The 26,832-nt window shown below is 69.6% G+C and carries 18 protein-coding genes; 10 read left to right on the top strand and 8 right to left on the bottom strand.

Translation table 11 applies throughout. The annotated features are described in order from the left end of the window. Positions 1–92 precede the first annotated feature (92 nt). A complete protein-coding gene (locus IT371_25300; GenBank protein ID MCC6750998.1) occupies positions 93–2,492 on the top strand; it encodes a 3-hydroxyacyl-CoA dehydrogenase/enoyl-CoA hydratase family protein in 2,400 nt (799 codons plus the stop codon). 24 nt (positions 2,493–2,516) lie between these two features. Then, positions 2,517–3,683 (top strand): thiolase family protein, encoded by a 1,167-nt coding sequence (locus IT371_25295; protein MCC6750997.1) that lies wholly within the window; start codon positions 2,517–2,519, stop codon positions 3,681–3,683. 9 nt (positions 3,684–3,692) lie between these two features. On the opposite strand, the gene IT371_25290 is transcribed toward IT371_25295, so the two are convergent. Continuing rightward, complete coding sequence (locus tag IT371_25290) at positions 3,693–4,142, bottom strand: hypothetical protein (GenBank protein MCC6750996.1); 450 nt, start codon at positions 4,140–4,142, stop codon at positions 3,693–3,695. A gap of 4 nt (positions 4,143–4,146) precedes the next feature. After that, positions 4,147–6,276 carry a S8 family serine peptidase gene (locus tag IT371_25285; GenBank protein ID MCC6750995.1) on the bottom strand — a complete coding sequence of 710 codons (2,130 nt, stop codon included), beginning with the start codon at positions 6,274–6,276 and terminating at the stop codon, positions 4,147–4,149. A gap of 324 nt (positions 6,277–6,600) precedes the next feature. Here IT371_25285 and IT371_25280 point away from each other — a divergent pair, with 324 nt between their 5' ends. Together IT371_25280 and IT371_25275 are read left to right on the top strand one after the other, a co-directional pair. Further along, entirely contained in the window at positions 6,601–8,094 is a 1,494-nt protein-coding gene (locus tag IT371_25280; GenBank protein MCC6750994.1) for an IS21 family transposase, read from the top strand. Beyond that, positions 8,091–8,912 carry an ATP-binding protein gene (locus tag IT371_25275; GenBank protein ID MCC6750993.1) on the top strand — a complete coding sequence of 274 codons (822 nt, stop codon included), beginning with the start codon at positions 8,091–8,093 and terminating at the stop codon, positions 8,910–8,912. Before IT371_25280 ends, IT371_25275 begins: the two co-directional genes overlap by 4 nt. A gap of 91 nt (positions 8,913–9,003) precedes the next feature. Here the strand turns inward: IT371_25275 and IT371_25270 are convergent, their stop codons facing one another. The 5 genes from IT371_25270 to IT371_25250 form a co-directional block, all read right to left on the bottom strand. After that, positions 9,004–10,008, bottom strand: a complete 1,005-nt coding sequence (locus tag IT371_25270) for a hypothetical protein (GenBank protein ID MCC6750992.1) — start codon at positions 10,006–10,008, stop codon at positions 9,004–9,006. Continuing rightward, on the bottom strand, positions 10,005–11,015 hold the full coding sequence (locus IT371_25265; GenBank protein ID MCC6750991.1) for an NAD(P)-dependent glycerol-3-phosphate dehydrogenase: 1,011 nt from the start codon (positions 11,013–11,015) through the stop codon (positions 10,005–10,007). The genes IT371_25270 and IT371_25265 overlap by 4 nt, the downstream gene beginning before the upstream one ends. 31 nt (positions 11,016–11,046) lie before the next feature. After that, on the bottom strand, positions 11,047–12,645 hold the full coding sequence (locus tag IT371_25260; protein ID MCC6750990.1) for a 1-acyl-sn-glycerol-3-phosphate acyltransferase: 1,599 nt from the start codon (positions 12,643–12,645) through the stop codon (positions 11,047–11,049). Positions 12,646–12,757: 112 nt separating this feature from the next. Then, the gene (locus IT371_25255; protein MCC6750989.1) at positions 12,758–14,521 is read right to left on the bottom strand and encodes a hypothetical protein; all 1,764 of its coding nucleotides are present in this window, start codon (positions 14,519–14,521) and stop codon (positions 12,758–12,760) included. Beyond that, positions 14,518–15,912, bottom strand: coding sequence for an L-seryl-tRNA(Sec) selenium transferase (locus IT371_25250; GenBank protein ID MCC6750988.1), 1,395 nt, complete (start codon positions 15,910–15,912; stop codon positions 14,518–14,520). Before IT371_25250 ends, IT371_25255 begins: the two co-directional genes overlap by 4 nt. Before the next feature lie 94 nt (positions 15,913–16,006). Here IT371_25250 and IT371_25245 point away from each other — a divergent pair, with 94 nt between their 5' ends. The 6 genes from IT371_25245 to IT371_25220 all read left to right on the top strand — a co-directional run bounded on the left by IT371_25245 (position 16,007) and on the right by IT371_25220 (position 25,937). Next, positions 16,007–18,154: a GAF domain-containing protein gene (locus IT371_25245; protein MCC6750987.1), complete on the top strand. Its 2,148-nt coding sequence runs from the start codon at positions 16,007–16,009 to the stop codon at positions 18,152–18,154. A gap of 122 nt (positions 18,155–18,276) precedes the next feature. Then, on the top strand, positions 18,277–20,070 hold the full coding sequence (locus IT371_25240; protein ID MCC6750986.1) for an Hsp70 family protein: 1,794 nt from the start codon (positions 18,277–18,279) through the stop codon (positions 20,068–20,070). A 147-nt stretch (positions 20,071–20,217) separates the two neighbouring features. Continuing rightward, positions 20,218–21,663 (top strand): PEGA domain-containing protein, encoded by a 1,446-nt coding sequence (locus IT371_25235; protein ID MCC6750985.1) that lies wholly within the window; start codon positions 20,218–20,220, stop codon positions 21,661–21,663. Positions 21,664–21,665: 2 nt separating this feature from the next. Beyond that, positions 21,666–23,012 (top strand): FG-GAP repeat protein, encoded by a 1,347-nt coding sequence (locus IT371_25230; GenBank protein ID MCC6750984.1) that lies wholly within the window; start codon positions 21,666–21,668, stop codon positions 23,010–23,012. 39 nt (positions 23,013–23,051) lie between these two features. Beyond that, the gene (locus IT371_25225; GenBank protein MCC6750983.1) at positions 23,052–24,485 is read left to right on the top strand and encodes a sigma-54-dependent Fis family transcriptional regulator; all 1,434 of its coding nucleotides are present in this window, start codon (positions 23,052–23,054) and stop codon (positions 24,483–24,485) included. 54 nt (positions 24,486–24,539) lie between these two features. Beyond that, positions 24,540–25,937, top strand: coding sequence for a hypothetical protein (locus IT371_25220; GenBank protein MCC6750982.1), 1,398 nt, complete (start codon positions 24,540–24,542; stop codon positions 25,935–25,937). A 9-nt stretch (positions 25,938–25,946) separates the two neighbouring features. Here the strand turns inward: IT371_25220 and IT371_25215 are convergent, their stop codons facing one another. After that, positions 25,947–26,795, bottom strand: coding sequence for a deoxyribonuclease IV (locus tag IT371_25215; protein MCC6750981.1), 849 nt, complete (start codon positions 26,793–26,795; stop codon positions 25,947–25,949). Positions 26,796–26,832 lie beyond the last annotated feature (37 nt).

The following is a 26,832-nucleotide window of genomic DNA, read 5'->3' as shown; positions in this document are numbered from 1 at the left end:
GCGAAGGTGCCCGCAAGGGTACTCCCAGCCGTATTGACATGGCAACCATCTCGGCCGAGGCTGGGACGCAACCAGATCGCCAAGGAGACGAGATGCCCCGCAGAATCCGACGCGCAGCCGTCCTGGGGTCGGGCGTGATGGGAAGCGGGATCGCCGCACACCTCGCCGGGATGGGCGTGGAGACCCTGCTCCTCGACATTCTCCCCCCGGAGCCGACACCCGAGGAGCTCGCGCGCGGCATCGGCCGCGCAGACCCGCGCCATCGCAACCGCTTCGCCATCGCGAACCTCCAGCGGACCCTCCACGCGAGGCCACCGCTCTTCTTCGACCCCGACGACGCCGCGCTCGTCACCCCCGGGAACTTCGAGGATCACCTTCATTCCCTCGCCCGCTGCGACTGGGTCGTGGAGGCCGTCACCGAGAACCTGGAGATCAAGCGCAAGCTCTTCGCACGGGTGGACGCGGTGCGGGGCGAACGCACCATCGTCACGTCGAACACCTCGGGGCTCAAGATCGCCGAGATGGTCGCCGGGCGCTCCGAGAGTTTCGTGCGCCACTTCTTCGTGACGCACTTCTTCAACCCGGTGCGCTACATGCGCCTGCTCGAGCTCGTGGCCGGCGAAGGGACCGACCGGCCCGTCTTCGACGCGTTCGCCCGCTTCGGCAGCGACGTGCTGGGCAAGGGGATCGTCTACGGCAAGGACACCCCCAACTTCGTGGCGAACCGCATCGGGACCTACGGCATGCTCTACACGCTGCACGCCATGGTCCGCGAGGGTTTCTCCGTCGAGGAGATCGACGCCCTCTTCGGCCCCGTCAGCGGTCGCCCGAAGAGCGCGATCTTCCGCACCGCGGACCTAGTGGGGCTCGACACGCTGGTCCACGTGGCCAACAACTGCTACGAGAACCTCCCCGGGGACGAGGAGCGCGAGGTATTCCGGCTCCCCGACTTCCTGCGCGAGATGGTCCAGCGGGGATGGCTCGGGCAGAAGACCAAGGGCGGCTTCTACAAGAAGGAGGGGGACCAGATCCTGGCCCTCGACCTGCGGACCATGGAGTACCGGCCCCAGCAGAAGGTCCGCGCGGATTCGATCGGCGCGGCCCGCGGAATCGAGCAGCCGGGGCCCCGGATCCGCGCCCTCGTCCACGGTCAGGACCGCCTGGCCCGGCTGGCCTGGGAGGTCACCGCTCGCGTCGCCGCGTACTCGGCGCGCCGCCTCGGCGAGATCGCCGACGACGTGGTGAACATCGACAACGCCATGCGCTGGGGCTTCGCGTGGGAACTCGGCCCCTTCGAGACCTGGGACGCGATCGGCGTCCAGGAGAGCCTCTCGCGCATGTCCGACGAGGGGATCGCGGTGCCCGACGTCGTGCCGCGCATGCTGGAGCGGGGGGCGACCGGCTTCTACGGGGGGACGGCCGGGCGACCGACCTTCTTCGATCTATCCCGCGAGAGCTATCGCGACGTGCCGGAGGACCCGCGCGCCGTGCGCCTCCCGGCGCTGGCCGACGCGCAGCAGGTCGTGAAGCAGAACGCCGGATCCACGCTCTACGACCTCGGGGACGGCGTGCTGCTCCTCGCCTTCCACACCAAGATGAACGCCGTGGACAGCGACGTGATCGCGATGCTGGATCAGTCCGTGGCGCTGGCCGAGGAGGAGGGCTGGACCGGCCTGGTCCTCGGCAACGACCACAAGGAGGCCTTCTCCGCGGGCGCCAACCTGTTCGCCGTCCTGATGGCCATCCAGCAAGGGGCCTGGGGCGAGCTGGAAAAGATGATCTCCTCCTTCCAGCACGCGACGCTGCGGCTGCGCTACTCGGACGTCCCGGTGGTGGCCGCTCCGGCCGGCCTGGCCCTGGGCGGCGGCGCGGAGATGGTGATGGGCGCCGACGCGGTGCGCGCTCACGCCGAGCTCTACATGGGACTCGTCGAGTTCGGCGTGGGGCTCATCCCCGGCGGCGGCGGCACGCTCGCCATGCTCGAACGGTGCCTCGCGAACGTGCCCGACGACCCGGGGTTCGACGTCATGCCCTTCGTGCGGCGCGCCTTCGAGGTGATCGGCATGGCCAAGGTCTCCGTCGGCGCCGAGGAGGCGCGGCGCCTCGGCCTGCTGCGTCCGACGGACGGCGTGACGCTGAACCGGGACCTCCTCCTCCACGACGCGAAGCAGACCGTGCTCGGGCTGGCGCGCGCCGGCTACAGGCGGCCGCGCCCGCTAAAGCTCAGGCTCCCCGGCCCGAGCGGCGCGGCGACCATTCGCTGGTTCGCTGACAACATGCGCCAAGGCAAGCAGATCACCGACCACGAATACCTCATGGCCTCCAAGCTGGGCTGGGTCCTTTGCGGCGGGGAGACGAGCCCGCGCGTGAAGGTCTCGCAGCAGCAGATCCTGGACCTCGAGCGCGAGGCCTTCCTCTCCCTCTGCGGCGAGAAGAAGAGCCAGGAGCGCATGCAGCACATGCTGCAGCACGGCAAGCCCCTCCGGAACTGACGGGGCGCGGCAGAGGAGACGAGCATGCGCGAGATCGCGATCGTATCGATAACGCGGGCACCCATCGGGCGCGCCCACCGCGGCAACCTGAGGGACACCCGGCCGGACTCCCTCGCGGGGGTGGTCATCAAGGAGGCGCTCCGGAGGGCCGAGGGGCTGGACCCGGCCGAGGTCGGAGACGTGGTCCTCGGGTGCGCCTTCCCCGAGGGCGAGCAAGGGATGAACGTCGCGCGCATCGCGTCGTTCGTGGCGGGCCTCCCCCACGAGGTCCCGGCGCTGACGGTCAATCGCTTCTGCTCCTCGGGGCTACAGGCGCTGGCGGTGGCCGGGGGGCGCATCGCCCTCGGAGGGACCGACGTGGCGGTGGCCGGCGGGGTGGAGTCCATGAGCCTCATCGGCATGGCCGGGCAGAAGCCCACGGCCAACCCTGAGCTCTTCGACCGCTACCCCGAGGCCTTCGTCAGCATGGGGAACACGGCCGAGAACGTGGCCTCGCGCTACGGCGTGACCCGACAGGCGCAGGACGAGTTCGCCCTCGCGAGCCACCAGCGCGCCGTAGCCGCCCAGCGGGCGGGGAGGTTCACGGACGAGATCGTCGAGGTCCAGACGCGGGTCTACGAGGAGGGCGGCACCCGGGAGGTCCGCGTGACCGAGGACGAGGGGCCGCGCCCCGACACGACCCTCGAGGGCCTCGCGAAGCTCAAGCCGGCCTTCCACGCCACCGGGGGGACCGTCACCGCCGGCAGTAGCTCGCAGCTCAGCGACGGCGCCGCAGCCGCCGTGCTGATGACGCGGGCCCGCGCGGAGGAGCTCGGCCTGGCTCCGCTCGGCATCTTTCGCCACTTCGTCGTGGTCGGAGTGCCCCCCGAGGTGATGGGGATCGGCCCCGTCCCCGCGATCCGCAAGCTGTGCCAGGTCTCGGGGGTCTCGCTCGACGAGATCGACTGCTTCGAACTCAACGAGGCCTTCGCCGCGCAAGCCATCTACTGCGTGCGCGAGCTCGGGCTCGACCCGGCCAAGGTGAATCCGAACGGCGGCGCCATCGCGCTCGGCCACCCGCTCGGCGCCACGGGCGCGATCCTCACCGCGAAGCTGCTCTACGAGCTCGCGCGCACCAAGGGGCGGTACGGCGTGGTCAGCATGTGCATCGGGGGTGGGATGGGGGCGGCGGGGCTCTTCGAGCGCGCGTAGAACTCGCGATCAGTGCTGCGCGTCGAAGAACGCGGGCCCGCCGTCCCACCTGACGGTGAACCCGGGAGGCGTGCAGTCGCTGCAGAAGGAATAGCACTTCCCCGTGGTCGGATTGCAGGCGTACCACACCATTCCATGGATAGCGCCAGGGCAGCACGGGTAGGGTTGCTTGTCCGACCAGCAGCACCAGGAGCGCTTATCCTCGCTCCCCTTGCATCCCATGGTCTCGAAGGTGCAGACGAGCGCGTCGCCCGTGCCCCTGTCTTTGCCGCGCGCGTCGGCGCTGCCTCGGTCCCTGGCGAGCGTGTCGGCGCTGTCTCGATCCTTGGCGGGCGCATCCGCGACACCTCGGTCCCTGGCGGAGGCGTCGGCGCTACGCCCGTCGCTTAGCGGCGTCGTGCGTGACGACGACCCGCAGCCGCTGGCCGCGAGCGCGCCGCATACCGTGACCAGGACCATCCGCCTAGCGCACGTCATAGGCAAAGCCCAGGTAAGTGGTGTCGACGGGAAGCGCACCGCAGGCGTTCCAGCCGAAGCGCTGAAGCACCAGGTCGTAGTGGTCCGCTGTAGGAGCCACGAACTCGGTGATCTCGTAGCTTCCATCATACGAGGCAGCGTCGCGGATCACCTCTCCGGTGCCAACTCGCCTGATCCGCAGGTCAAGGTCGGCGTGGGTGCCGTTGGCTGCGGGGTCCACGACGGTGGCATCCGGGCACGCGTCCCAGGAGATCACGCTCCGGAGCCGCTGGCCGGCCGTGAGGTACACCCGCATGAGGAGCATCTCGCCGTTGCCGTCGAAGCTCGTCGTCTTGTTTATGGTGTGAGTCCTGACGCGGAGGTTGTTCATCATGCTTTCGACGCGGATCGCGTTCGGCACGCCGGCGCCGTCCCGTTCGTCGGGCCACAGATAGTCCGAGTAGGTCTTGCCAGGCATCTCAGGCACGGGGAGGACGTCGATCGTCGCGGACGCCATCAGCGTAGCCCGCACCGCCTCTGGCCAGCTCAGGAACGGCGTTGGCCACCGCTGCTGCAACAGAGCCACGAGGCCGGCCGCGGCGGGGGTTGCCAAGCTCGTCCCGGAGCCGGTGACAAGTCCGTCGGCATCGGCAGGATCCCAATGGGTCGTCGTAGCGTTTGCGCCGTGAAGCGTCAGGTGCGGTTCCTCGCGATCACACCCGAAGGTCCATTTCGTACAGATCGCGCGATTCTTCGTGTTCGTGGTGTCCCAGAAGCTCGTCGTCGTCGTGTAGGCGCCGATGCAGAGAGTGTTGGCGGAGTGACAGCCTGCCATGACGTCTTCGCCCCGATAGCCGTCCGCGGCGTTGCCGGCCAACTCGACGGTCGTTAGGCCCAAGATGCTGTAGTAATCCTGCGCGTAGATGTTGACCGGACCGCCCCAGCTCTTGCTGGTCACGCGAACTCCGTGGCTGAATAACCAGGCCAACGCGTCCTGATGTGGCGTGACCGTGAAGGGCTCGTTAACGTTGAAGACCTGGACCGCAGGGGCTTGTCGAGGCGAGATCACGTTGTAGGTGTGCCCGATCATCCCCGCGATGGCCGTGGCATGGAAGATGGTACAGTGGCCCCCGGCGCAGCTTCCCGGGTTGCCAAACGACGCGCAGACCGTCGCGCAATCCGCGCTGGTAGTGCACGTGTTCGGCGTCACCTTGTGGTGCTCACCGGAAAAGACGAGCCAGGGGTTGCCGAAGTAGATGCCGCAACGGGCGCTTGGTTGGGAGTCCGAACCGGACTCGCCCGTAATTCCGACCATGACCCCTGTGCCGTAGTAGTTGTTGTAGTGGAACGCTGGGCGGAGGTTCAGGTCGACCGTCGAGATCTCGGCCCCGCGCACAACGGGATCGCCCTTCACGGAGCGCACGATAGCTTCGATGAGTGGGTGCGTCTTGTACTTGCCGAGAAGAAGGGCTGGCGGTAGCTCGGCCTCGATGATCGGGGCGTACCGGTTGCGAGAGATCACGCGGCCTCCGTCGGCGATGATCTCCTCTGCAAGTGTTGACGCGTTCGGGCCTATGAACGCATTGAGGGCCGCTTCATGCGCTGCTTCGCTCAGGAGAGCGCCCGAGGCGGGTCGAAGGGGCGGATGCCCGGTCGGCCGGTACCGTATCTCAACGGCCTCCCTCGTAGCGGTCGACCTGAGCAGCCGAGCCTGCAGGGCCTCGTCGAGGACACCGTAGCGCGCGCGATAGGTCGCCTGCTCCTGCTTCACCAGCGACTCGAAGTCGACGATAGCCCCGGCAGCGTCCACGGCGAATTTCCGGGTGGCCTGCGTTACCTCATCGAAGGCCACGAGCCGGTACACGGTCTGGCCCCGTAGCGGAAACGCCTTGGTCACGGAGTGTATCAAGCGTTCCGTGCGAGCGAGCAGCGGTCGAGCGAGGGCTTGAATTTCGGCCGGCACGATTGACGCCGCCTCGGCGACCCAGGCGAACTGAGGCCTCACCTGCGACGCGACGTCGCTCGATCGACAACCGGAGGCCGCACCGAGACTGGCCCCCAGCATCACGAGGGCAAGACGAAATGCAGGCGCAGCACCCTTAGAGTTCTGGAGTTCTGGAGTTCTGGAGTTGATCATGGCGACCCCCTTGCTAGCTTGAGGCATCCCGCAACGACCCCCATGGCACGTAGCGGCGGAGAACTGACTACCCCTTATCATTCTCCATCATGGCCGTCAACTCAAACCATGAGGCCTCAACCCATGCGGGTTCTAGAAATCGCGAGACGCAGCCTTTCTGAGTTCCACCTTCCATCTCTCAACCGCTTTGCGCCGCCCGCGTCTTCTGATCCCGCCGCTCAGAAACTGATCCAAACGCCGCTCGGAAACTGATCCACCCCAGGCACCCAAGTAGCGGAAGTTGCTCGGTCGGACGGACCGGCACCCCGCTGGAGGATGCTGAGGATGGATCAGGTACACGTCGTCAGACACAAGGTGCTCGTCGAGGGCGTCAGCGTGCGACGGGTCGCGCGGGAGATGCGGATCTCGCGCAATACGGTGAAGCGCTACCTCGGGCTGCTCTCCGAGCCGGTGCGCGTCGAGGAGGGGCCGCGGGCCAAGCCGGTGGCGGAGCGGGTCGCTCCACGGATCGAAGAGATCCTCACCGAGTCGCCGCGGTGGACGGGCGGGAAGCAGCGACTGACCGCGACCCGACTTCACCAGATGCTGCGCGCCGAGGGCCACGAGGTGGGGGTGACGCTGGTCAAGGAGGTCGTCAGCGAATGGAAGCGACGTCGGCGCGAGGTGTTAGTGCCGCTGATCTACCATCCGGGAGAGCTCGGCGAGGTGGACTTCTTCGAGGTGCTCGCTGACATCGGTGGCACGCGTCAGAAGGCCTGGATGTTTGTCATACGGCTGATGCACTCGGGCCGCGACTTCGCTCGGCTCTACGCGAGACAGGACCAGGTGTGCTTCCTCGACGCCCACGTGCGGGCCTTCGAGCACTTCGGCGTGGTGCCGCATCGACTCGCCTACGACAATCTGAAGCCGGCCGTGCGCAAGATTCTCGTCGGTGCGGAGCGACAGCTGACCGCGCGCTTCGAGGCGCTCGTCTCGCACTATCTCTTCGAGCCCTGCTTCTGCCGCCCAGCCACAGGTCACGACAAGGGCGGGGTCGAAGGGCGCGGCAAGGGCATTCGGTGGCAGCACCTGGTGCCGATCCCTGCGGGGCCTGACCTCGCCGCTGTCAGCGGCGAGCTGCTGGCGCGCCTCGACGCGCGACAGGCAGAAGGGCGCGATGCAAACGGACACACGATCGGCGACCGCTTCGGCCTGGAGCGTGGGCACATGCTGCCGCTGCCGGCTCGTCGGTTTCGAGCGCAGGCGCTTCGCCTGGTCGGGGTCTCGCGCCGGTCGCTGATCACCGTCGAGGGCGCCGTCTACTCCGTGCCCTGCCAGTGGGCCGGACTGGAGGTGACGGCCCACGTCGGTCCAGACGCCCTCGAGATCGTCGGGCCAGCCGGCGTCGAGCCGACGGTGATGGCCACGCATCCTCGCAAGCGCTTTGGCGAGCGATCCATCGACTACCGGCACTATCTGCGCGAGCTGGCTCGAAAGCCTCAGGCGGTGCGTCAGGTCGCTTCGGAGCTGATCCGCGATCTGGGACCACCCTTCGATCGCGCCTGGAGGTCTCTGGTCGACGCACACGGCCCGCGACAAGCGGCCCGCATCCTCGCCAAGGTGCTCGGGCACGTCGAGACCCGTGGGCTCGGAGCGGTCGCGCAGCGGCTGGCCGAGGCGCTCGCCCAAGACGAGCCCCTGCTCTTGGCGCTGGCGCCTCCCGCGCCTCCGGAAGCGGCGATCGCACCGGAGGCGCTGCCTCACCGTCTGCGGTCGCTCGAGGTCGCGTCGGGCTGCGCCGCCGACTACGACGGCTGGCTGCGCGGAGGTGCGGTATGAGCCGGGCTGCGATCTCCAAGGACCTCGTCACCGCCGTCGCCAGAGGGCTCAAGATGCCGGGGCTCGTCCGCGTCTTCGAGGCCCTGGCTCGCCAGGCTCGCGAGGAGCACTGGAACTTCGAGGAGTACCTGCACGAGGTGCTCGTCGCCGAGCAAGTCTCGCGCCGCGAATCCGCCGTACGCCATCGGCTACGCGAAGCCCGCTTCCCCGAAACCAAGACGCTCGACACCTTCGACTTCGCGAGCAGCGAGTGCGTGAGCGCCGCGCAGATCGCCGAGCTTGCCCGAGGCGACTGGATCGGGCGCGCCGAGAACGTCATCTTCGTGGGCCCCATCGGTACCGGCAAAACGCACTTGGCCATCGCGCTGGGCGTCGAGGCCGCTCGGCAACGCCGCCGGGTGCTCTTCCAGAGGGCTGCCGACCTCGTGCGCGCTCGGCTCGAGGCGCGCGACGCACGAGAGCTGGGTCGCTTCCAGCGTCGCCTTCAGCGCGTCGAGCTGCTCATCGTCGACGAGCTGGGCTTCGTTCCCTTTGACCGCGCTGGCGGCGAACTGCTCTTCAATCTGCTGACCGAACGTTACGAGCGCCATAGCGTGATCGTGACCACCAACCTGCCCTTCGCCGACTGGGTGAAGGTCTTCGCGGGCGACGAGAAGCTAACCACCGCGCTCCTCGACCGCCTCGCCCACCATGCCACCGTCATCACCACCAAGGGTAAGAGCTACAGGATGCGAAAGAGGTCCGGAGAGGAGAAGGCCCCAGAGAAAACCCCCGTCATCACCCCGTCGACCTTGCCCAGGACGAGCCGCCGGGCGTAGGGTCGATCCGCTTGGGGTGGATCAGTTTCCGGCCGGCCAAGTGGATCAGTTTCCGAGCGGCGCTATCGACCCCTTGCAAGCTGGATGCTGATCAACCGAGCAGCGCCTGCGGCGTCCACGGAACCCCCGCCTCGCGCGGCCGGACGAGCCGCCACGAGAAGTCCACGCTCGGCCACTGCTCCACCTCGAGTCGCGTCCCCTCTCGCGCCAGCTCCTCGAGCAGGCTCTCGGCCCTCTCGCGCGACGTGAGCGCGCGTCGCACCGCATCGCCGAGCTCCTCACCGAGCTGTCGCGCGCTTCGGCCGCGGTCCAGGAGCTCCTGCGCCACCCGGGCCAGGCCGCGCATCCCGATGCTCCCGGCGTCGAGGAGCACCATGGCCATCTGCAGCGGGCTGCGGCAGGCCACCACGTGCGGCGCGAAGTCGAGGAAGTCCTCGGCGTGCTCGTGCCGCTCGAGCCGGATGAGGACCCGGCTCACCCCCTCCACGGGCTCCACGCGCTGCCGCAGCGCCACGATCGCTTTCGCGTCGTCGCCGCCGACGCCCAGCCGCGCGAGAACCGCCAGTGCCTCCTCGGCCTGAAGACGACCGGCCACGAGGTCGGCGTAGACGCAGAACGCCTCGGCGTCCGACTCGAGGTCGTCGCCGATCAGCACCTCGTGGGCCCGCCGCGGCAGCTCCACGCGCCCCTTGAGGAGCGCCGTGAGCTTGAAGCCCACCTGCTCGCGGAAGCGGCGCACGCGCCCGGAGCGCATGACCCCGAGCCAGTCCTTGAAGGTAGTCCCGTCGTATTCGAGCCCATCCATCGTGAGCTTGCGCTCGATCACCGACCGGAGCTGCGCCGGGCTGGCCGAGACGAAGTAGAGCGGCGTCTGGCGGCTCCCGGGTCCGGGGCCGCGACGGACCTCCTTGAGCAGCGCCGTCATGCCGGCGATCGACTGCTTGTCGACGGCAAACTCGAAGGGGATGCGGGCCAGTCCCTTGAGCGACGAGAAACGCGTCATCAGATAGGTGCGGTCGATGTCGCAGACGAAGACCTCGCCGTCGTAGTCCTCGGGGAGAGCGCGCTGATTCGAACGATCGATGGGAAAGGTCACGCCGCCCAATCGCCGAACTCGGCGCCTCCCGGGATCGACATCAGCTCCTCGATCACCTGCGGAAGCGTCGCGCCCTCGTAGAGCATGCGGTGGACGGCGCGCACGATGGGCAGGTCCAGCCGCCGCTCCTGCGCGAAGGCGTATACGGCCCGGGTCGTGCGCACCCCCTCGGCGACCATCACCATCTCGGCCTGGATCTGCTCCAGGCTCTGCCCCTGCGCCAGGCGCGCGCCGACCTGGTGGTTCCGCGAGCGGTTCGAGCTGCAGGTGGCCATGAGGTCGCCAACCCCCGCCATCCCCGCGAAGGTCAGGGGCTTGGCCCCCATCGCCACTCCGAGCCGCGCCATCTCGTTGAGCCCCCGCGTGAGCAGCAGCGCCTTGGTGTTGTCACCGAGCTTGAGCCCGTCAACCACGCCCGCGGCCAGCGCCACGATGTTCTTGAAGGCGCCGCCCACCTCCGCACCGACGACGTCGTGCCCGTGGTAGACGCGGAAGTAGTTGTTGTGGAGCACCCCGTAGGCGCGCGTGAAGACCTCCTCGTAGCGCGACGCCACCAGGGTCCCGGCGGGCTGACGCTCCGCGAGCTCGTGCGCGAGGTTCGGACCGGTGAGGACCCCGATCTTGCGCACGCAGGTCTCCTCCCGCAGCACCTCGCTCATCCGCTTGAAGGTCTCCTGCTCGATCCCCTTCGTGGCGTGGACCACGAGCTGGTCCCCCGTGAGGAACTGCCCCAGCTCGTAGGCCACCTTCCGGAGGCCGTGCGAGGGCACCACGAGCAGGATCACCTGCGCCTGACGACAGACCGGCTCCAGCTCCGTCGTGGCCTCGACCCCCGCCGGCAGCCAGACGTTCGGCAGGTAGCGGCTGTTCTGCCGCGTCTCGTTGATCTCCCGCACCGTCGGCTCCGACCGGGCCCAGAGCAGGACGCGGCGACCGTTCTCGGCGAGCACCTTCGCCAGGGTCGTCCCCCAGTTGCCCGCCCCCACGACTGCGACCGTATCGTCCATGGTTCCCTCGACGAGGTGAAGCGACCACGCGCTAGGCGGAACGCCGTCGCCCGAGATCGTAGCCGTTCAGTCGATTGCCGTAGTAGAGGAGCAGATTCCGGTCCTCGGGGAAGACGCGGTCCCCGCGTCGGACCGCCGCGGCGTGCGTGTGGTAGATGGCGAAGTGCTTCAGCGCGTCCCCGACCACGTCCTGCGCGTCCCCGGTCAGGAGCTCCTCCGCGAGGCGCGGCCCCCCCGGCAGCGTCTTGAGGGTCGCGATCAGCCGGTCCGTCTCGAGGTAGAGCTCGTGCATCGAGAACGACGGCGTCTGGCCTCCCGTGGCCAGGATGCGATAGAGGTCCAGCTCGGGGTTTCCCCGCCGGAGCATGCCGAAGAGCGCCTGGGCCACGAGGTGCGTGGACATCACCACGTTGTCGCGCAGGAAGGCGCGCACCACCTCGTCGGCCACCTCGTTCGTGTACTCCGCGTCGCGCTTCTCGTCGTGGATCGGCTCGCCGCCCGAGAGGACGTAGCTCGTCGGATCTACCGGACGGCCGTGGGGGTCGAGGCTCCGCCCCTCGCGGTCGACGCGGTTGCCGAAGATGTCGAGCGGCTCGGAGAACCGCACCACGATCTTGGCGTCGAGGGACACCACGTTGGAGAGGAAGTTCAGGATGCGGCGCGGCTTCGAAAACTCGTCGTCCTCGATGATGTAGCGCGACTTGCCCACCTCCGTCAGGTAGTCACCGATGAGCGTCTCGGCCTCGAGGACCAGCTTGTACGAGAGCGTGCACGGGACCACGTAGAGGTTGGGCTTCGGACGACCCGCCCGCAGGTTGTTGACGAAGGCGGCCGCGGAGGTGCCGAGGAGCCCCTTCTTCAGCTTCAGCTCCACTCCACCGCTCCGGCTGCGCGTCCCTCCGGGGAAGAAGAGGTTGTGGTAGCCCATCTCGAGCGAGCAGGTGGCGTACTCCTTCAGCACGTCCTTGTAGAGCGTCGCGCTCTTCTTGCGGTCCACGCGATACGCGCCGAGGTTCCGCATGAAGTACGAGATGACGGGGTTGGTGAAGAGGTTCAGCCCGGCTCCGTAGAGCAGCGGCGGGAGGCCCACCAGGTAGGCCGCGTACCCCATAATCACGCTGTCCAGGTTCGACAGGTGGGTGGGAACGACGATCAGGGTGCCGCGATCGAGCAGCCCCCGCGCGTGCTCCACCTCGCCCTGGAGCTGGACGTGGTCGGAGACGTCGCCCCGGTAGGTCTCTGGGTCGAGCAGCCGCCCCGGAGAGGCCGCCGTGAGGAGCACCGAGAGGCCCGACGGGATGAGCCGCGTCGAGAGCTGGTAGACCCGCTCGTTGAAGTTCCCCACCACCTCGGCCACGAACGCCGTGGCGAGCTCGTCGAGCAGCGCGCGCAGGTCGCGCGGCGAGGCGTGCCGGAGTCGTCGCTGGATCCCCTGGTAGAAAGCGAGCTGCGCCTGCGTGCTCTTCTTCTTGCGGTTCTCGCGCTCGAGTCGACGCCGCTCGTGGTACAGGGTGTCGTTGATCAGCGTCTCGAGGTGCCCGTCGGGCGCGCGCCGCGCCTCGGCCACGTAGCGGTCCACGACCCGGGTCACCACCTCGACCTGGATGCGCTCACGATCCTGGGGCCTCATGACCGCCTCCTCTTGCCACGCACACCGGAAAACCCGCGCCCGTCACCGCCCGAGCAGCGAGGATACTAGCTCGCGCCACGTCGCTCTCGCAACGGCGCCGGCCGCCCATTCCTCACGCGCGAAAGGACTTGAGCGCCGCGAGAGCTTCGCGCCCCGTCGAGAGCAGCTCGGTGCTCCCGCTCCGCAGCAGCGTCATACCGAGGCCGGCCACCGCGTACCCGAGCCGGCGCGCAGCCGCCGTCCGATGCTCGCCGTGGGCTCCCTCGTAGGCCAGCTTGTGCAGGATGAGGAGCACCCGCCGGCGCGCGGCGACGGCGTGCCGGGCCGCGTGCTCGAGCTTCGCGCGATGGAGCTCCACCAGCGCCGCATCCGGCTGCTCGACCGCGCCGAGGTCCCGGTAGAGCGGGACGCGCAGGGCGCCCTTGCCGAGAGAGCGCGCCGCGGTCGCCCACCCCCGCAGCTCCGCCGCGAGCAACGGCTCGCCGACCAGCTGCGAGAGCCCCTCGGCGAGCGCGGGCCCGTCTCCTTGGCCCGGGTGAGCGAGCGCCCGGGCCGCCCGCACGCCGAGCCGCTCGAGCGCCGCCGCGGCCTCTCCACTGACCTCGCCGGCCCGCTTGCTCAGCTTCAGCACCACCGTGGACGGACTGAAGGCCGCGCCGGCCATCGCCGCGAGCAGCGCTCCCATCCCCGGCAGCTCGACGCCGTCCATCTGCGAGAGCGCGAAGGTGGCGAGCCCCTCGGCCGGGACGGGGGTCTGTACCAGCTCGTGGTGCTCGTCGAGAGCGGCGCAAAGCTCCGTGCCGGCGCCGAGCCGCGAGAGCCCTCGACCTTCGGCGTGGCGCTGCGCGACGAGTCCGCCGAGAAGCAGGGCCAGCGGCAGCGGCGTCGCGCCGGGGCCTCGGTCCTCGCGCGCGGCCGGCAAGAGCGCGGCGAGGGCCAGCTCGCGAGCCACCGCCGCGAGCTGGTACGGATGATCGGGAGCGCGAAGGGTCAGCGCGAGCGCGTCGCGCGCCTGACCGAGGAGCGCCTCTTGCTCCTCGGTCAGCTCCACGCCGAGGCCATCGGCGCGGGTCAGCGTGAGCGTGCCGAGCTCGCCCCGCTCGAGCTGCCCCGGCACCTGCACCTGCAGGCCGGGTTTCTTGATCGTCGGTTGCGCCGCGAGCCAGCGCTCCACGCGACGAAGCGCCGTCGCACGCACCCAGGGCCCCCTGAGCGGAGAGAGCGTGTCGGCCCGACCGTCGCTCACGGCCGTGGACCAGGCGTCCCCCGCCAAGTGCGCCTCGACCACGCGGCGAAAGTCCTCGACCGCCTCGACCTCGGGGCCGAGCGCGAGACACACCTCGTAGAGCGAGAAGCCCTCGACCCCCGCCGCGCAGAGCAGCTCCTGGGCCGGGGTCAGGACCAGCGGCTCCGGCAGCGGCACCTTCTCGTCCTCCGAGGGCTGCGGCACCCCGAGCGGCTCCAGCACGGCAGCCGCCACCTGGGCTTTCGACGGCCCCGCCCCGGGCCGTCGCGTGCGCCTCCTCGACCGAAGAGCCCGCCGCACGATCGCGAGGAGCACGACCAGGACGAGGATCCCGCCGCCGATCCACTTGACCTCGTCGGTAACCTGCTCGACGAAGTAGGTCTTGAGCTCGAGGATCGTGTCCACCACGCGACGCGGGAGCGACCGGGACGGAGCTTCCTCCCGCGGAGCGGCCCCCTCCGCCAGCTCGGGGCTAGGGGGCGGCTCGCGGCGCTCCGGCAGCTCGGAGCGCACGGGGGCCTTCCCCTCCGCCGCGCGGTCTCCCCCCTTGGCCCACGGCCCCGACACGGGGGATGGCAGGCCCAGGCCGACGACGAGCGCCACCACGGCGCAGCTGACCCCGCGCCTCACGCGCGCTCCGCGAAGGTGCCCGCAACGGCGCGCGCAAGCTCCTCGAGCTCCGACTCCGCGACCGCGCGCAGGTCGAGGAGCAGCCGCTCCCCCTCGATCCGCGCCACGACGGGAGGCTCCCCCCGCTGCAGTGCGGCCTGGAGCGCATCCACGCTCCGCTCCGGGTGCGCGAGCCCCACCGCCACCGACGGCAGACTCGCCCCGGGCAGCGCACCGCCCCCGGTGGGCGCTGCCACGTGCAGCACCTCGACTCGCCACGCGGCGCCGAGCGCCTCGCGCAGTCGGCCGCTCACCGTCCGCGCGTACCTCTCCAGCTCCGCGAGAGAGGTAGACAGGCGTCCGAGCGCCGGCACGCGCTCCACGGCCGTGCCGTCGCGATAGAGCGCGAGCGTCGCCTCCAGCGCCGCCAGCGTGAGCTTCCCGGGGCGCACGGCCCGCATCAGCGGGTGACTCCGGATCCGCGCCAGGGGCTCGGCCCGACCGACGATGAGGCCCGCCTGCGGCCCCCCGAGCAGCTTGTCCCCGCTGAGGGTCACGACGTCGAAACCCGCCGCGACGACGCGATCCACGGTCGGCTCGCCCGGCAACCCGAGCGCACCGAGGTCGGTCAGGGTGCCGCTCCCCAGGTCGAACATCGTCGGCACGCCTCGAGCGCGCCCGAGGGCGACGAGCTCCTCCGAGGAGACCTCCGCCGTGAAGCCCGTCAGCGCGAAGTTGCTCCGGTGCACCTTCAGCAGGAGCCCCGTCTCCTCGCCGATCGCCCCCTCGTAGTCGGCCGGGTGCGTGCGATTGGTCGTCCCCACCTCGCGAAGCCGCGCCCCCGAGGCCGCCATGACCTCGGGCAGACGAAAAGACCCGCCGATCTCGATCAGCTCGCCGCGACTGACCACGACCTCGCGCCCCGCCGCGAGGCTGGCGAGACAGAGCACCACCGCCGCGGCGTTGTTGTTCACCACCAGCGCCTCCTCGGCGCCGCAGAGCTCGCGCAGAAGCTCCCGCGCGTGCGCGTGGCGGCTCCCACGCCGGCGCTCGCCCAGCACGTACTCCACGTTGCAGTAGCCCCGGGCCACCTCCGCGAGGCGGTCCAGCGCGGCCTCCGCGAGCGGCGCCCGCCCGAGGTTCGTATGCAGCACGACCCCCGTGGCGTTGATCACCCGCGCGAGCGACGGTCGAAGCAGCGACCTCGCGCGTCCCGCCACGACCCCGAGGTCTAGCTCCGCCGCAGAGGGCTCCCCCGCGAGTAGCGCCGCGCGCCGCTCCGCCAGCGCCTCGCGAACGGCGCGCAGCAGGGCCCACCGCGGCAGGTCCCGCCCCTCCCCGGCCGCGAGCTGCCGCAAGAGCAGGTCCACCGCCGGCAGCTGCCGGAGCTCGTCTTGGCGCGTCGAGTCCATCCCCCCTCATCTATATCACGCATGGCCTCCCGCTCGCGCCCAGGCCCCCGGCCCGCCGGACCGCCGCTCCGACCGCCGTGCTACCATGCCGGCGATGAACATTCAGAGCCTCAGCGCCCTGCTGGCGGCCATCCTGATCTTCGTCATCGGCTGGAGCGTCATCCTTCGAGATCGACGCCACCGCCAGTACGTGACCTTCACCATCCTCTGCTTCAACCTCTGCTTCTGGTACCTGTCCCGCTTCTTCGTCACGACCATCACGAGCGACGTGCTCGTCTGGGCCGGGCAGCTCTTCGCCGTGGCCATCCCGACCAGCGCCGAGCGCTTCTTTCGCGCCTTCCTCGCCGACGATCCGCGGCGCCCCCACCCCATGTCGCGCCCGGTGATCGTCAGCACGACCATCTTCTACCTCGTGCTCTTCGTGAGCCTCTTCTACCCGGTCTACCGCAGTCGCTTCTTCACCCTGCCCCTCCTCTTCTTCGTCTTCGGCTCGCTCTACCACTGCGTCTACCTCATCTATCAGCGGCAACGCTCCATCGCGTCCCGCCCCGAGGCGACGCGCCTGACCTACCTGCTCTACGGCGGGGCCACCACCATCTCGCTCGCCGCGCTCGACTTCGTCCCGCACGCGAGCCTGATCTTCCCCACCCTGGGCAACGTGCTCACGGTGGTCTTCATGTACTTCCTCTCGCAGACCCTCTTCCACTACCGGCTCCTCGACATCAAGGAGCTGCTGGGCAAGATGGTCACTCTCTCGACGCTGGTACTGATCCTGACCGTGATCTACGGCCTGCTCCTCGCGTGGGTGGGGCGCGACCAGCCCGGGGTCTTCTTCTTCAACACCGTCGTGGCCTCGTTCGTGATCCTGGTCCTCTTCGAGCAGCTCCGCACGCGCGTCGAGGATCGCGTCAACCGCTGGCTCTTCGCCGAGAAGTACGCCTTCTCGCGGCGGCTCCGCGTGCTGACGCAGGACCTGGCGAACATCATCGAGGCCCGTCTCGCGGCCGCGCGCATCCTGGCCGAGCTCGAACACTCCGGGCGCGTCACGCACGTATCGATCTACCTGGCGGACTCGGCGGGGGCGAGCTACCGCCTGGCGGGGCACGTGGGGCCCCAGCCGGTGGACGTGCTCGACGGCACGACGCGGCGGCTCTTCCTCGAACGCCTCCGACAGAGCGGCCTCGTCACCATCGAAGGGCTGGAGCGCGAGCTGGCCGTGCAGACCGCGGAGAACCAGGAGGACGCGGTGGTGGCCGTCCGCAACCTCCTGGCCACGATGGAGGACCTCTTCGCCGCCGTGTGCATCCCGCTCGTCTCGGACAAGCAGCTCCTCGGCATCCTCTGTCTGCGCGACGACCGGCTGCGCGAGGCCTACGGCACCGACGAGCTCGAGCTCCTTCGCTCCGTCGCGGCGCAGGCGGCCATCACGCTGCGCAACTCGCAGGTCTACGAGCAGATGAAGGAGCGGGACCGTCTCGCCGCGCTCGGCCAGATGGCTGCCGGTCTGGCCCACGAGATCCGAAATCCCCTCGGGGCGATCAAGGGCGCCGCGCAGCTCCTCAAGAGCGACGCGCCCCCCGACGGTCAGAGCGCCGAGAAGAGCGCCGAGCTCGGTGAGTACGTCGAGATCATCGTCGAGGAGGTGAACCGCCTCGACCGCGTGGTCTCGCAGTTCCTCGGCTACGCCCGTCCGGACCGCGGGGAGCGGCAGCCGCTGGCGATCAACGACGTGGTCTTCAAGACGGTCCAGCTGCTGCGCTCCCAGGCTGGCGAGGTCGAGCTGCAGACCGAGCTGGCCCCGGAGCTCCCCGAGGTGCGCGCCGACCCCGAACAGCTGCGCCAGGTCTTCCTCAACCTCGGCATCAACGGCATCCAGGCCATGGACGGAAAGGGGACGCTGCGGGTGGAGACGCGCCTCCGACGCGGCTTCAAGCGTGGGGCCGCCGCGCGCTTCGTCGAGGTGATCTTCAAGGACCAGGGCGTCGGCATCCCGCCGGAGACTCTCTCCGACATCTTCATCCCCTTCTACACGACGAAGGACGGGGGGACGGGGCTCGGCCTGCCGATCTGTCAGCGCATCGTCGAGAACCACAAGGGGACCATCGAGGTGCGGTCCGAACCGGGACGAGGTTCCTCCTTCACCGTGGTGCTGCCGGCCGCCGAGGAGCCGACCGGCAGCGTCGAGGTGGGGGAGCTGCGCCGCGAGCTGGACGTGGAACGAAAAGCGGCGCGAAATCCCTAGAACGCTCCCCGCATTCCACCTACCAGAGCGAAGGACGCCCGTGCTACCGTGAGCCCACCATGACCAATCGAGACTCCACGGATATTCGCCGGGAGCACCCTCGTCACGACGTAGATTGGCGGGTGATCCTACGCTGTCCCGACTGGCCCGCGGCGAAGAAGCTCGCGGCCTTCAACGCCAGCCGAGGCGGTATCTTCCTCCTCACCACCAAGCCCCCTCCCGTCGGGGCCAAGGTGGAGCTGAACATCGCCCTACCCGACGGAACGCAGGTCACCATTCGCGGCACCGTCCAGCACGGCGTCTCGCCGCAGCGGGCGGCCAGCGAAGGCCGCTCGCCCGGGGTAGGGGTGAAGTTCGACGAGGGCCAGGACGACGTGGTGGCGCTGCTCGAGCACCGCGCCACGGCCCCGCGTCCCCAGGAGTCGATCCCGATCTTTCTCGACGACGACCTCCCCGACGGCGCGCCCGAGGCCCCGCGCACACCGCGCACGACGGCGACCTCCTTCTCCAAGGTGAGCCGCGAGCCGCCGCAGACCGCACCGGCTGCCCCAGCGCCGGAGTTCTCCGCGCCATCGCGCTCCCCGGCCCCCGCCCCGGCTCCGGCTCCCGCCCCGGCCCCCGCCGCGGCACCTCCTCCGCAAGAGCTGGACGCGGAGAGCGAGGCCCCCGCCCCCTCGCCCGCGGCCTCCACCGGCTCGGGGACCCCGAACCGCCTCGTCGCGCCCTTCATGCGCCCCGCGCACCTCGACCCGTCGCCCTCGGTGGGGATCGACTTCGGCACGAGCTACAGCAGCATCTCCGTCTCGCTGGGCGGCCGCGTGGTGCTCATCCCCGACGCGGAGAACCGCACGGCGATCCCCTCCGTGGTCCACTTCCCCGACGAGGGGGACCCGATCGTCGGCTGGGACGCGCGCGCGCGCATGGCCGAGGCCCCGCATCGCACGGTGGCCTCCGCCAAGCGCCTCCTCGGGCGGCGCTACAGCGAGCCCTCCGTGCAGGGGATGCTCCAGAGCGCCGGTTTCCCCACCGCGTGCGGCCCGAACGACAGCGTCCTCGTGGCCATCGACGACCAGCGCTACGCCATCCCGCAGGTCTGCGCGATGGTCATCCGGGAGCTGAAACAACAGGCGGAGCTCTACCTCGGCTTCGAGGTGGAACAGGCGGTCTTCTCCGTGCCCGTGGCCTGGGCCGAGTCGCAGGTGCAGGCGCTGCGACGCGCCGCCCAGCTCGCGGGCCTCGAGGTCACCGGTCTCATCCAGGAACCGGTCGCCGCGGCCGTGGCCTACGGGCTCGGTCAGGGGCACAACGAGATCGTCGGGGTCTACGACTTCGGCGGCGGCACCTTCGACTTCAGCCTCCTGGATCTGAGCGGGGACCAGATCCGGCTCCTCGGCAGCGCGGGGGACCCGTGGCTCGGCGGAGACGATTTCGACCAGGCGCTCGCGCAGGACGCGGCCGACACCTTCTGGCGCAGCACGGGGACCGAGGTGCGGCAGCGGGTCGTGGAGTGGACGCGCCTGCTCCTCGCCGCGGAGGTCGCGAAGCGTCAGCTCTCCTCGAACGAGGAGGCGGACATCCTGGTGCCGCGGATCGTCGAGGCGCCGCGCCCGATGAACCTCTACCGCCGCGTGGACCGGCCGACCTTCGAGGCCCTCTGCACGGAGCTCTTCGATCGATCGCTCGAGGTGTGCCAGTCGGTGCTCGAGCGCGTCGGGCTCGACCCCTGGGACGTGACCCAGGTCGTCGTCACCGGCGGCATGTCGCAGGTGCCCTTCATCCGGCGCCGGCTCGGCGAGATCTTCGAGCGCGAGATCACCCCGCTCGTGGATCCCGACGTCGCGATCTGCTTGGGCGCGGGGCTGCAGGCCGCGAGCCTCTCCGGCCTGGAAGTCACGGGGTGCGGCCTCACGGAGTAGTGCCCGCGCGCCCCCTCCGGTCCCTCCCAGGACCGGGGCCGCCACCTTCCACTTCCGCCCCGCGTGCTCCTCGGGGCCAGGGCCGCTTGACAGCCTCTCGGCTTGGCCGCCATCATTCGCGTTCGATTCACATCTTAGGAATGAACCATGAGAGCTCGCACGCTGATCACTTCTGCGCTCCTTGGTCTGCTCGGGGGACGCGCGGCACTGGCCCAGGAGCCGCCCGCCGAGCCGCCGTCGGGTGACGCCTCCCCCTCGGGGCTCAGCCCGGCCCAGCAGGCCAAGCAGTACTTCGACGACGGTCAGAACCTCTACATCCAGGGCAAATTCACCGAGGCGGCCGAAAAGTTCCTCAAGGCCTACGAGGCGAAGTCCTACCCGGCGTTTCTCTTCAACGTCGCCGTCTGCTACGAGAAGAACCGGGACTTCGCGAAGGCCCTCAAGTACTACGAGGACTTCGTGAAGGCCGACCCGCACAGCACCGACCGGAAGCTGGTCATGGCCCGCATCCAGTCGATCCGCCAGCACCTGAACCCCGCCGACCCGAAGTCGCCGCCACCACCGCCCACCTTGCCGGCCATCGAGCCGAAGGGGCTCGTGGTGATCGAGTCGAACCCCGAGGGGGCCGCGATCTACCTGAGCGACAAGAAGAAGGGCATCTTCACCCGCACGCCCTACACCGGAAGCCTTCCCCCGGGGCAGCACACCATCATCCTCGAGCTGAAGGAGTTCCAGCCGGTGCGCAAGACCTTCGTGGCGCGCAACGACCGCATGACCTACCTCTTCTTCTCGCTCACCCGGCAGCAGAACCTCGGGTGGATCGAGATCAAGGCCAACATCCCCGGCGCGGACGTCTTCTTCGACGAGCGACGCGTGGGCGCCGTGGGCCGCACCCCGTACTCCGGCTACCTCCGTCCCGGCAAGCGCCGCCTGATCGTCGAGCGCCCGGGGTACGAGCCCTACGAGAAGGACGTCGAGATCGTGGCCGGGAAGACGCACCTCATGACGGTCGCCCTGGAGCGCGTCTCCTACGGCTGGCTGAAGATCAGCGGCCAGACGACGCGGGGCGCGACGCTGAAGGTGGACGGCAAACCCCTCACCTGCCCCGACTACCCGTGCCAGACCAAGATCTCCCAGGGGACCCACAAGGTGGAGCTCAGTCGCAAGGGCTTCAAGTCCTACGTCACCGACGTGAGCGTGCAGAACGCCGAGGAGGTGCAGCTCGCGGTACGGCTGAACCCCACTCCGTCGCGCATCAAGGCCTACGTCTCCTTCGGCGTCGCCGCCGCGCTGCTGGCGGGCGGGATCACCGCCGGCGTGCTGAGCAACAAGCGCGCGAGCTCTCTCGAGAGCGATCTGACCTCGGGTCGCATCTACGACACCGGCGACCCGCGCTTCACGGAGGGCAAGGTCACGGCCATCGTCGCGGACTCGCTTTTCGTGCTGAGCGCCGTGGTGGCCGGGCTCGCGACCTACTATCTCTTCCGCAACGAGGGGGCCGACTCCTACGGCGAGACCCGCACCAACAAGCTGGCCATCACCCCGACCCTCGGCCCAGGAGTGGCCGGGATCGGCGGGCAGGTGAGGTTCTGACCATGCGCACCCCCATCACGCTGAGCACCCTCGCCGCCCTCGCCCTCGGGGGCTGCACCTTCGGCAAGTTCGACGACTACGAGGCCAAGGCCCCGGCGGTCAAGATCTCCCAGGTCGGCAACATCAAGTCCAACACCTTCGGCGGCAACATGCTCGGCATCCCGAGCGCCGGCGGGTCGGAGGGCGGCATTCTGCTGGCCGCCGGAAGCGCGCCTGTGGCGCTGGACACGGTCGGCTTCAACCCGTCGGGGAAATACAACCAGTCCCAGACCGAGGCGAAAGACCTCAAGGAGGACCTCGGCGAGCCGGAGCGCTTCAACGGCATCGCAGCCGCCCCGTCGGACAAGGCCATCGGCGCCTTTCCGGGCCCCTTCGCCTACGTGGCCACCACGAGCGGCCTCGTAGGCAAGGTCTACCTCATCGACGTGAACCGCTACGCGGGGCCGAACGCCTACGGCACCCCGAGCAACGACCTGAAGAACTTCGGCGCCTCGGTGACGCCCGCGAACCTGGGCGGCTCCAGCGTACCGGACGACCTCGTCGTCGGGGCCCAGGGGAAGGTCGTGCTCTGGCGCGCCGACATCTGGCCGAACCTCGAGGCCGACGCGAAGGCCTTGGTCGTGGAGGGTAGCGGGCGCTGGCCCGCGAACGGCAACTTCGACCTCGTGGCCGCCGGCCAGTTCGACGCCGGCACCCCCGAGGACGAGGTCGTGGTGAGCGTCCCCGCGAACAACTACGTGGCGATCATCCACAAGGTGGCGGAGTGCCTGGCCGCCGTCCCGCAGCCGTGCAAGAGCATCCTGGAGCTCCCCATCCCCGACCGCGCCAACGGCTTCGGCAAGTCGCTCCTCGTCGGAGACGTGGACGCCGACGGCAAGCTCGACCTCGTCGTGGGGGCCCCCGAGACCGACGGTCGCGGCGCGATCTACGTCTACAAGCTGAACGGCGACCACTTCAAGGACGGCGCCACGCCTCCCGCTCCGCAGGTCATCGGCGCACCGCAGGGGGCCGTCGGCTTCGGCGGCGCGCTGGCCTTCGGCAAGTTCGAGGGAGGCGACCAGCGCGTCCTGGCGGTCAGCGCCCCGTCGAGCGACGTGGAGGGAACGCTCAAGGCGGGCCGCGTCTACCTCTATCGGCTCTACCAGGCCGGCAACGACAAGCCCGTCAGCGAGGCCGGCGTCACGCTCGTGCGGCCCCCGGAGCGCGGACTCCTCGGCCTCAGACTGGCGACCCTGCCCTTCCGCGTGGGGGCCGTCTCGCACGAGGTCCTCGTGGCCGCCTCCTCCGAGGCGATCTACGCCTTCTTCGCCAGCACCACGGACAAGCACAAGGACGTGCGCGCCCGCTAGGCGGTGGGGACCGCCCCCCGCCCGGAGCCCACACCTCGCATGGCCGACGGCAAAACGATTCTGGTCGCCGACGACGAGCTGAACCTTCGGCGCGTGCTCGGCGCGATGCTGAAGCGCGAAGGGCACCAGGTGCTCACCGCCGCCGACGGCCAGGAGGCGCTCGGCCTGCTCCAGAAGAACGAGGTCCACACGGTCGTCACCGACCTGCGGATGCCCAGGCTCGACGGCATGGAGCTCCTGCGGCGGACGGTGAACGAATACCCCGAGGTGCCGGTGATCATCCTGACGGCCCACGGGTCGGTGGACAACGCCGTGGCGGCCGTGAAGCTCGGAGCCTTCGATTACATCGAGAAGCCCTTCGAGCAGGATCAGATCCGACAGGTGGTGCAGAAGGCGCTCAAGACGAACGAGCTGCGGCGGTCGGACGTGCGGCTCGGAGAGGTGAGCAAGGGGAAGGGGCGCTACGGCCTGGTCGGCAACTCGGCGGCCATGCTCTCGGTCTACAACGTGGTGGAGAAGGTGGCCGACACCCCCTCCACGGTCCTCATCACCGGCGAATCGGGGACCGGCAAGGAGCTGATCGCGAAGGCGCTCCACGAGCACAGCTCGCGACGCACGGGGCCCCTCATCAAGGTCAACTGCGCGGCGATTCCGGACACGCTCATCGAGAGCGAGCTCTTCGGCTACGAGAAGGGGGCCTTCACCGGCGCGGTGAGCTCCAAGCCCGGTCGCTTCGAGCTGGCGGACAAGGGGACGCTCTTCCTCGACGAGATCGGCGAGGTCCCGGCCGAGATGCAGGTCAAGCTGCTCCGCGCGCTGCAGGAGAACGAGTTCGAGCGCGTGGGGGGGATCAAGACCCTCTGCGTGGACGTTCGCGTGGTGGCCGCGACCAACCGCGATCTGGTGGCGAGCATCGAGCACGGTCGTTTTCGGGAGGACCTCTACTACCGGTTGAACGTGGTGCCGATCCACGTGCCGCCGCTGCGAGAACGCAGCGAGGACATCCCCGACCTGGTGGCGCACATCCTCGAGAAGTTCCGCCCGCGGCTGGGCAAGGAGGTGACGGAGGTGACCCCGGAGGCCATGACGGCCCTCATCGCCTATCACTGGCCGGGGAACATCCGGGAGCTCGAGAATCTGCTCGAGCGCACGATCCTCTTCTCCGACGGTCCGACGATTCGCCTGCAGGACCTGCCCGAACCGCTGCGCCAGGCCGGAGCCGCCGCCGCCCCCGTGCCCGCCGCGTCCCCGAGCGCCTCGACCCCGGCGCTCGACGGCAGCCTCAAGGAGATCGTGCGCGCGGAGACCGAGCGGGTGGAGCGCAACCTGATCATCGCGGCGCTCGAGGAGACCGGCGGAAACGTCACGCACGCGGCGAAGCGCCTCAAGATCAGCCGCAAGAGCCTGCAGAACAAGATGAAGGAGCTGGGGCTGCGGGACGGAGACGAGGCCTCGGGCAAGAAGGATGTTTGACGCCTCGCGAGCCGGGTTGCTACTTTCCGGGCCATTGCGACGCAGGCGCCCCTCATGACCGCATTCTTCCGGCCGCGGGTTCTGCTCGTCGGGATGACCCTTCTGGTCGCCCTGCCCAGCGCCCACGGCGCCGGTGTCACCGACCTCGCCAGCGCCTTCGACGTCGACGACCCGTACGACTTCCACTTCCGCGTGCAGTACGGGCGAACGCTGCGCCGCGCCGCACTCCGCCGGGAGCAATCGGGCGTCGCTCCTGACCGCATCGAGCTGGTCAACGACCTGCGCTTCTCGCAGGTCACGCACCTGCTCACGCTGCGGGCCGAGGCCGCGCTCTGGCGCGACCTGCAGTTCCACCTCGAGCTCCCGGTCGTGGTCGGGGACACGCGCACGCTCTCCTTCTCCCAGAACGGGGGCGACCCCTGCGGCACTCCCCCTGAGACGAACTGCGTCACCCCCCGGAACTCGCCCCTGGTGCGCGACGGGCTGGTGGACGGTCGCCGCCTCGCCCCGGACCAGGTCGCTCTGGCAGGTCCCGACGTGCTTCCCGGACAGACGCAGCTCCCCACCCGCGCGGGGATCGACCAGCTCTACCTCGGCCTCTCGTGGGCTCCGCTCAACCAGCGGCGCGACCCGGCCAAGCCGACCTGGGTCGTCGGCTTCGAGGCGCGGCTGGCCGTCGGGCCGCACATGGAATACGACCCGCGGAACCCGACGGCCAACACCGCCGTCGGGCAGGGCGTGCACCAGCTCCGCTGGCACACGGTCGTCTCGCGGCGCTTTCGCTACCTCGACCCGTGGTTCTCGCTCGAGTACCTGCTCCCCGTGGCGAGGCCCTCCTCCCTCTTCAGCGCGACCCATTTCCCCGGCTCCGGTCAGGAGCGCGAGCGGCCTCAGCACCGCGGGGGGGCCGAGGTGGGTCTCGAGATCATCCCCTGGGAGGTGAAGGACAAGCAGCACAAGCTCTCGATCGAGGTCCGCGGCCGCATCGACGCCATCTTCGAGGGGCGGGGCTACTCTCCGCTCTGGGAGCTCTTCTCGCGCAACCCGCGGCTTACGGGCCCCTGCGACCTGAACCCGGCGGCCTCGAACCCCTCCACCATTCACCCCTGGAACAACGGCTCCTACTGCCCGACGGAGAGCGACACCATCCCGCATCCCGGCATCACGCGCATCGAGAACTATATGTCCTTCGGCGGCACGCTCGCGGCGACGATCCAGCTCAGCAAGTACTTCCGCGGCCGGCTCGGCGCCTCGCTCGCCCACGAGCTGGACCACTTCGTGACCTTCGCCGACGCGGGAAGATCGAGCGCCCCCGACGGCCGCGTGGACCCGATCAATCCGTCGCAGGTGAACCCCATGTACCGCGCGATGATCGACGCTCCGGGGCGCCGCTACCGCGTCGGGGACACCACCGTCTTCGACTTCTTCCTCTCGGCGATGGCGTTGTTCTAGAACAGTCCCTCAAGAACCGCGCAGCCCCTTCAGCACCGCCACGTTCCGGCCGAAAGACATGCTGCCGTCGGGTTCGGGGGGGGTCTCCACCACCGCCGCGCGACCGGCGAGGCGTCGCTCGTTGACCAGGCGCCGAAAGGGCTCGAGGCCGAGCTGGCCCTCACCCACGCTGGCGTGCCGGTCGAGGCGGCTTCCGCGGGCGCTCTTCGCGTCGTTCAAATGGAAGGCGCAGACCGTATCGAGGCCCAGCTCGCGCTCGAGCTCCTCGAGGAAGGCCGCGTAGCCCTCGTCGCCGCAGAGGTCGTAGCCCGCGGCGTGCGCGTGGCAGGTATCGATGCAGACGCCCACGCGCCCCCCGACGCCCCGCCCGTCGAGCAAGCGCCCGAGCTGCGAGAGCTCGGCTCCCAGGCAGTTCCCCGGCCCCGCCGTGTTCTCGAGCAGGATGCGCGAGCTGAAGCCGCTGCTCCGGGCCCCGAGCTCCTCGAGCGCCTCCCTTACCCGGGCCACGCCCGCCTCCATTCCCGCACCCACGTGCGAGCCGGGATGCACCACGAGGAAGTCCACGCCGAGCAGCTCGCACCGGAGGTGGTCCTCGTGGAGCGCCTCCACCGAGCGCGCGAAGAGCTCGGGGTCCGGGCTGGCCAGGTTCACGAGGTACGAGGCGTGCGAGAGCAGCGGCCAGCCCACGCGCTCCGCCTCGGAGCGGAAGAGCGAGACCTCCTCGTCGGAGAGCGGGCGGGGCTCCCACCGCGTGTTGTAGCTGGTGAAGACCTGCAGCGCCTCGCAGCCGTCGGCCTCTCCCCGCCCGAAGGCTTCGAAAAGGCCCCCAGCCACCGACTCGTGTGCCCCGATGCGCATGGACCTCCAGGCTCCTCCGTCGGACTACGAGTTGTCG

It is taken from the genome of Deltaproteobacteria bacterium, from assembly GCA_020848905.1.
GTDB lineage: Bacteria > Myxococcota_A > Polyangia.
Note: the sequence above shows the minus strand (reverse complement) of the source record. Positions and strands in the feature narration are given on the sequence as shown.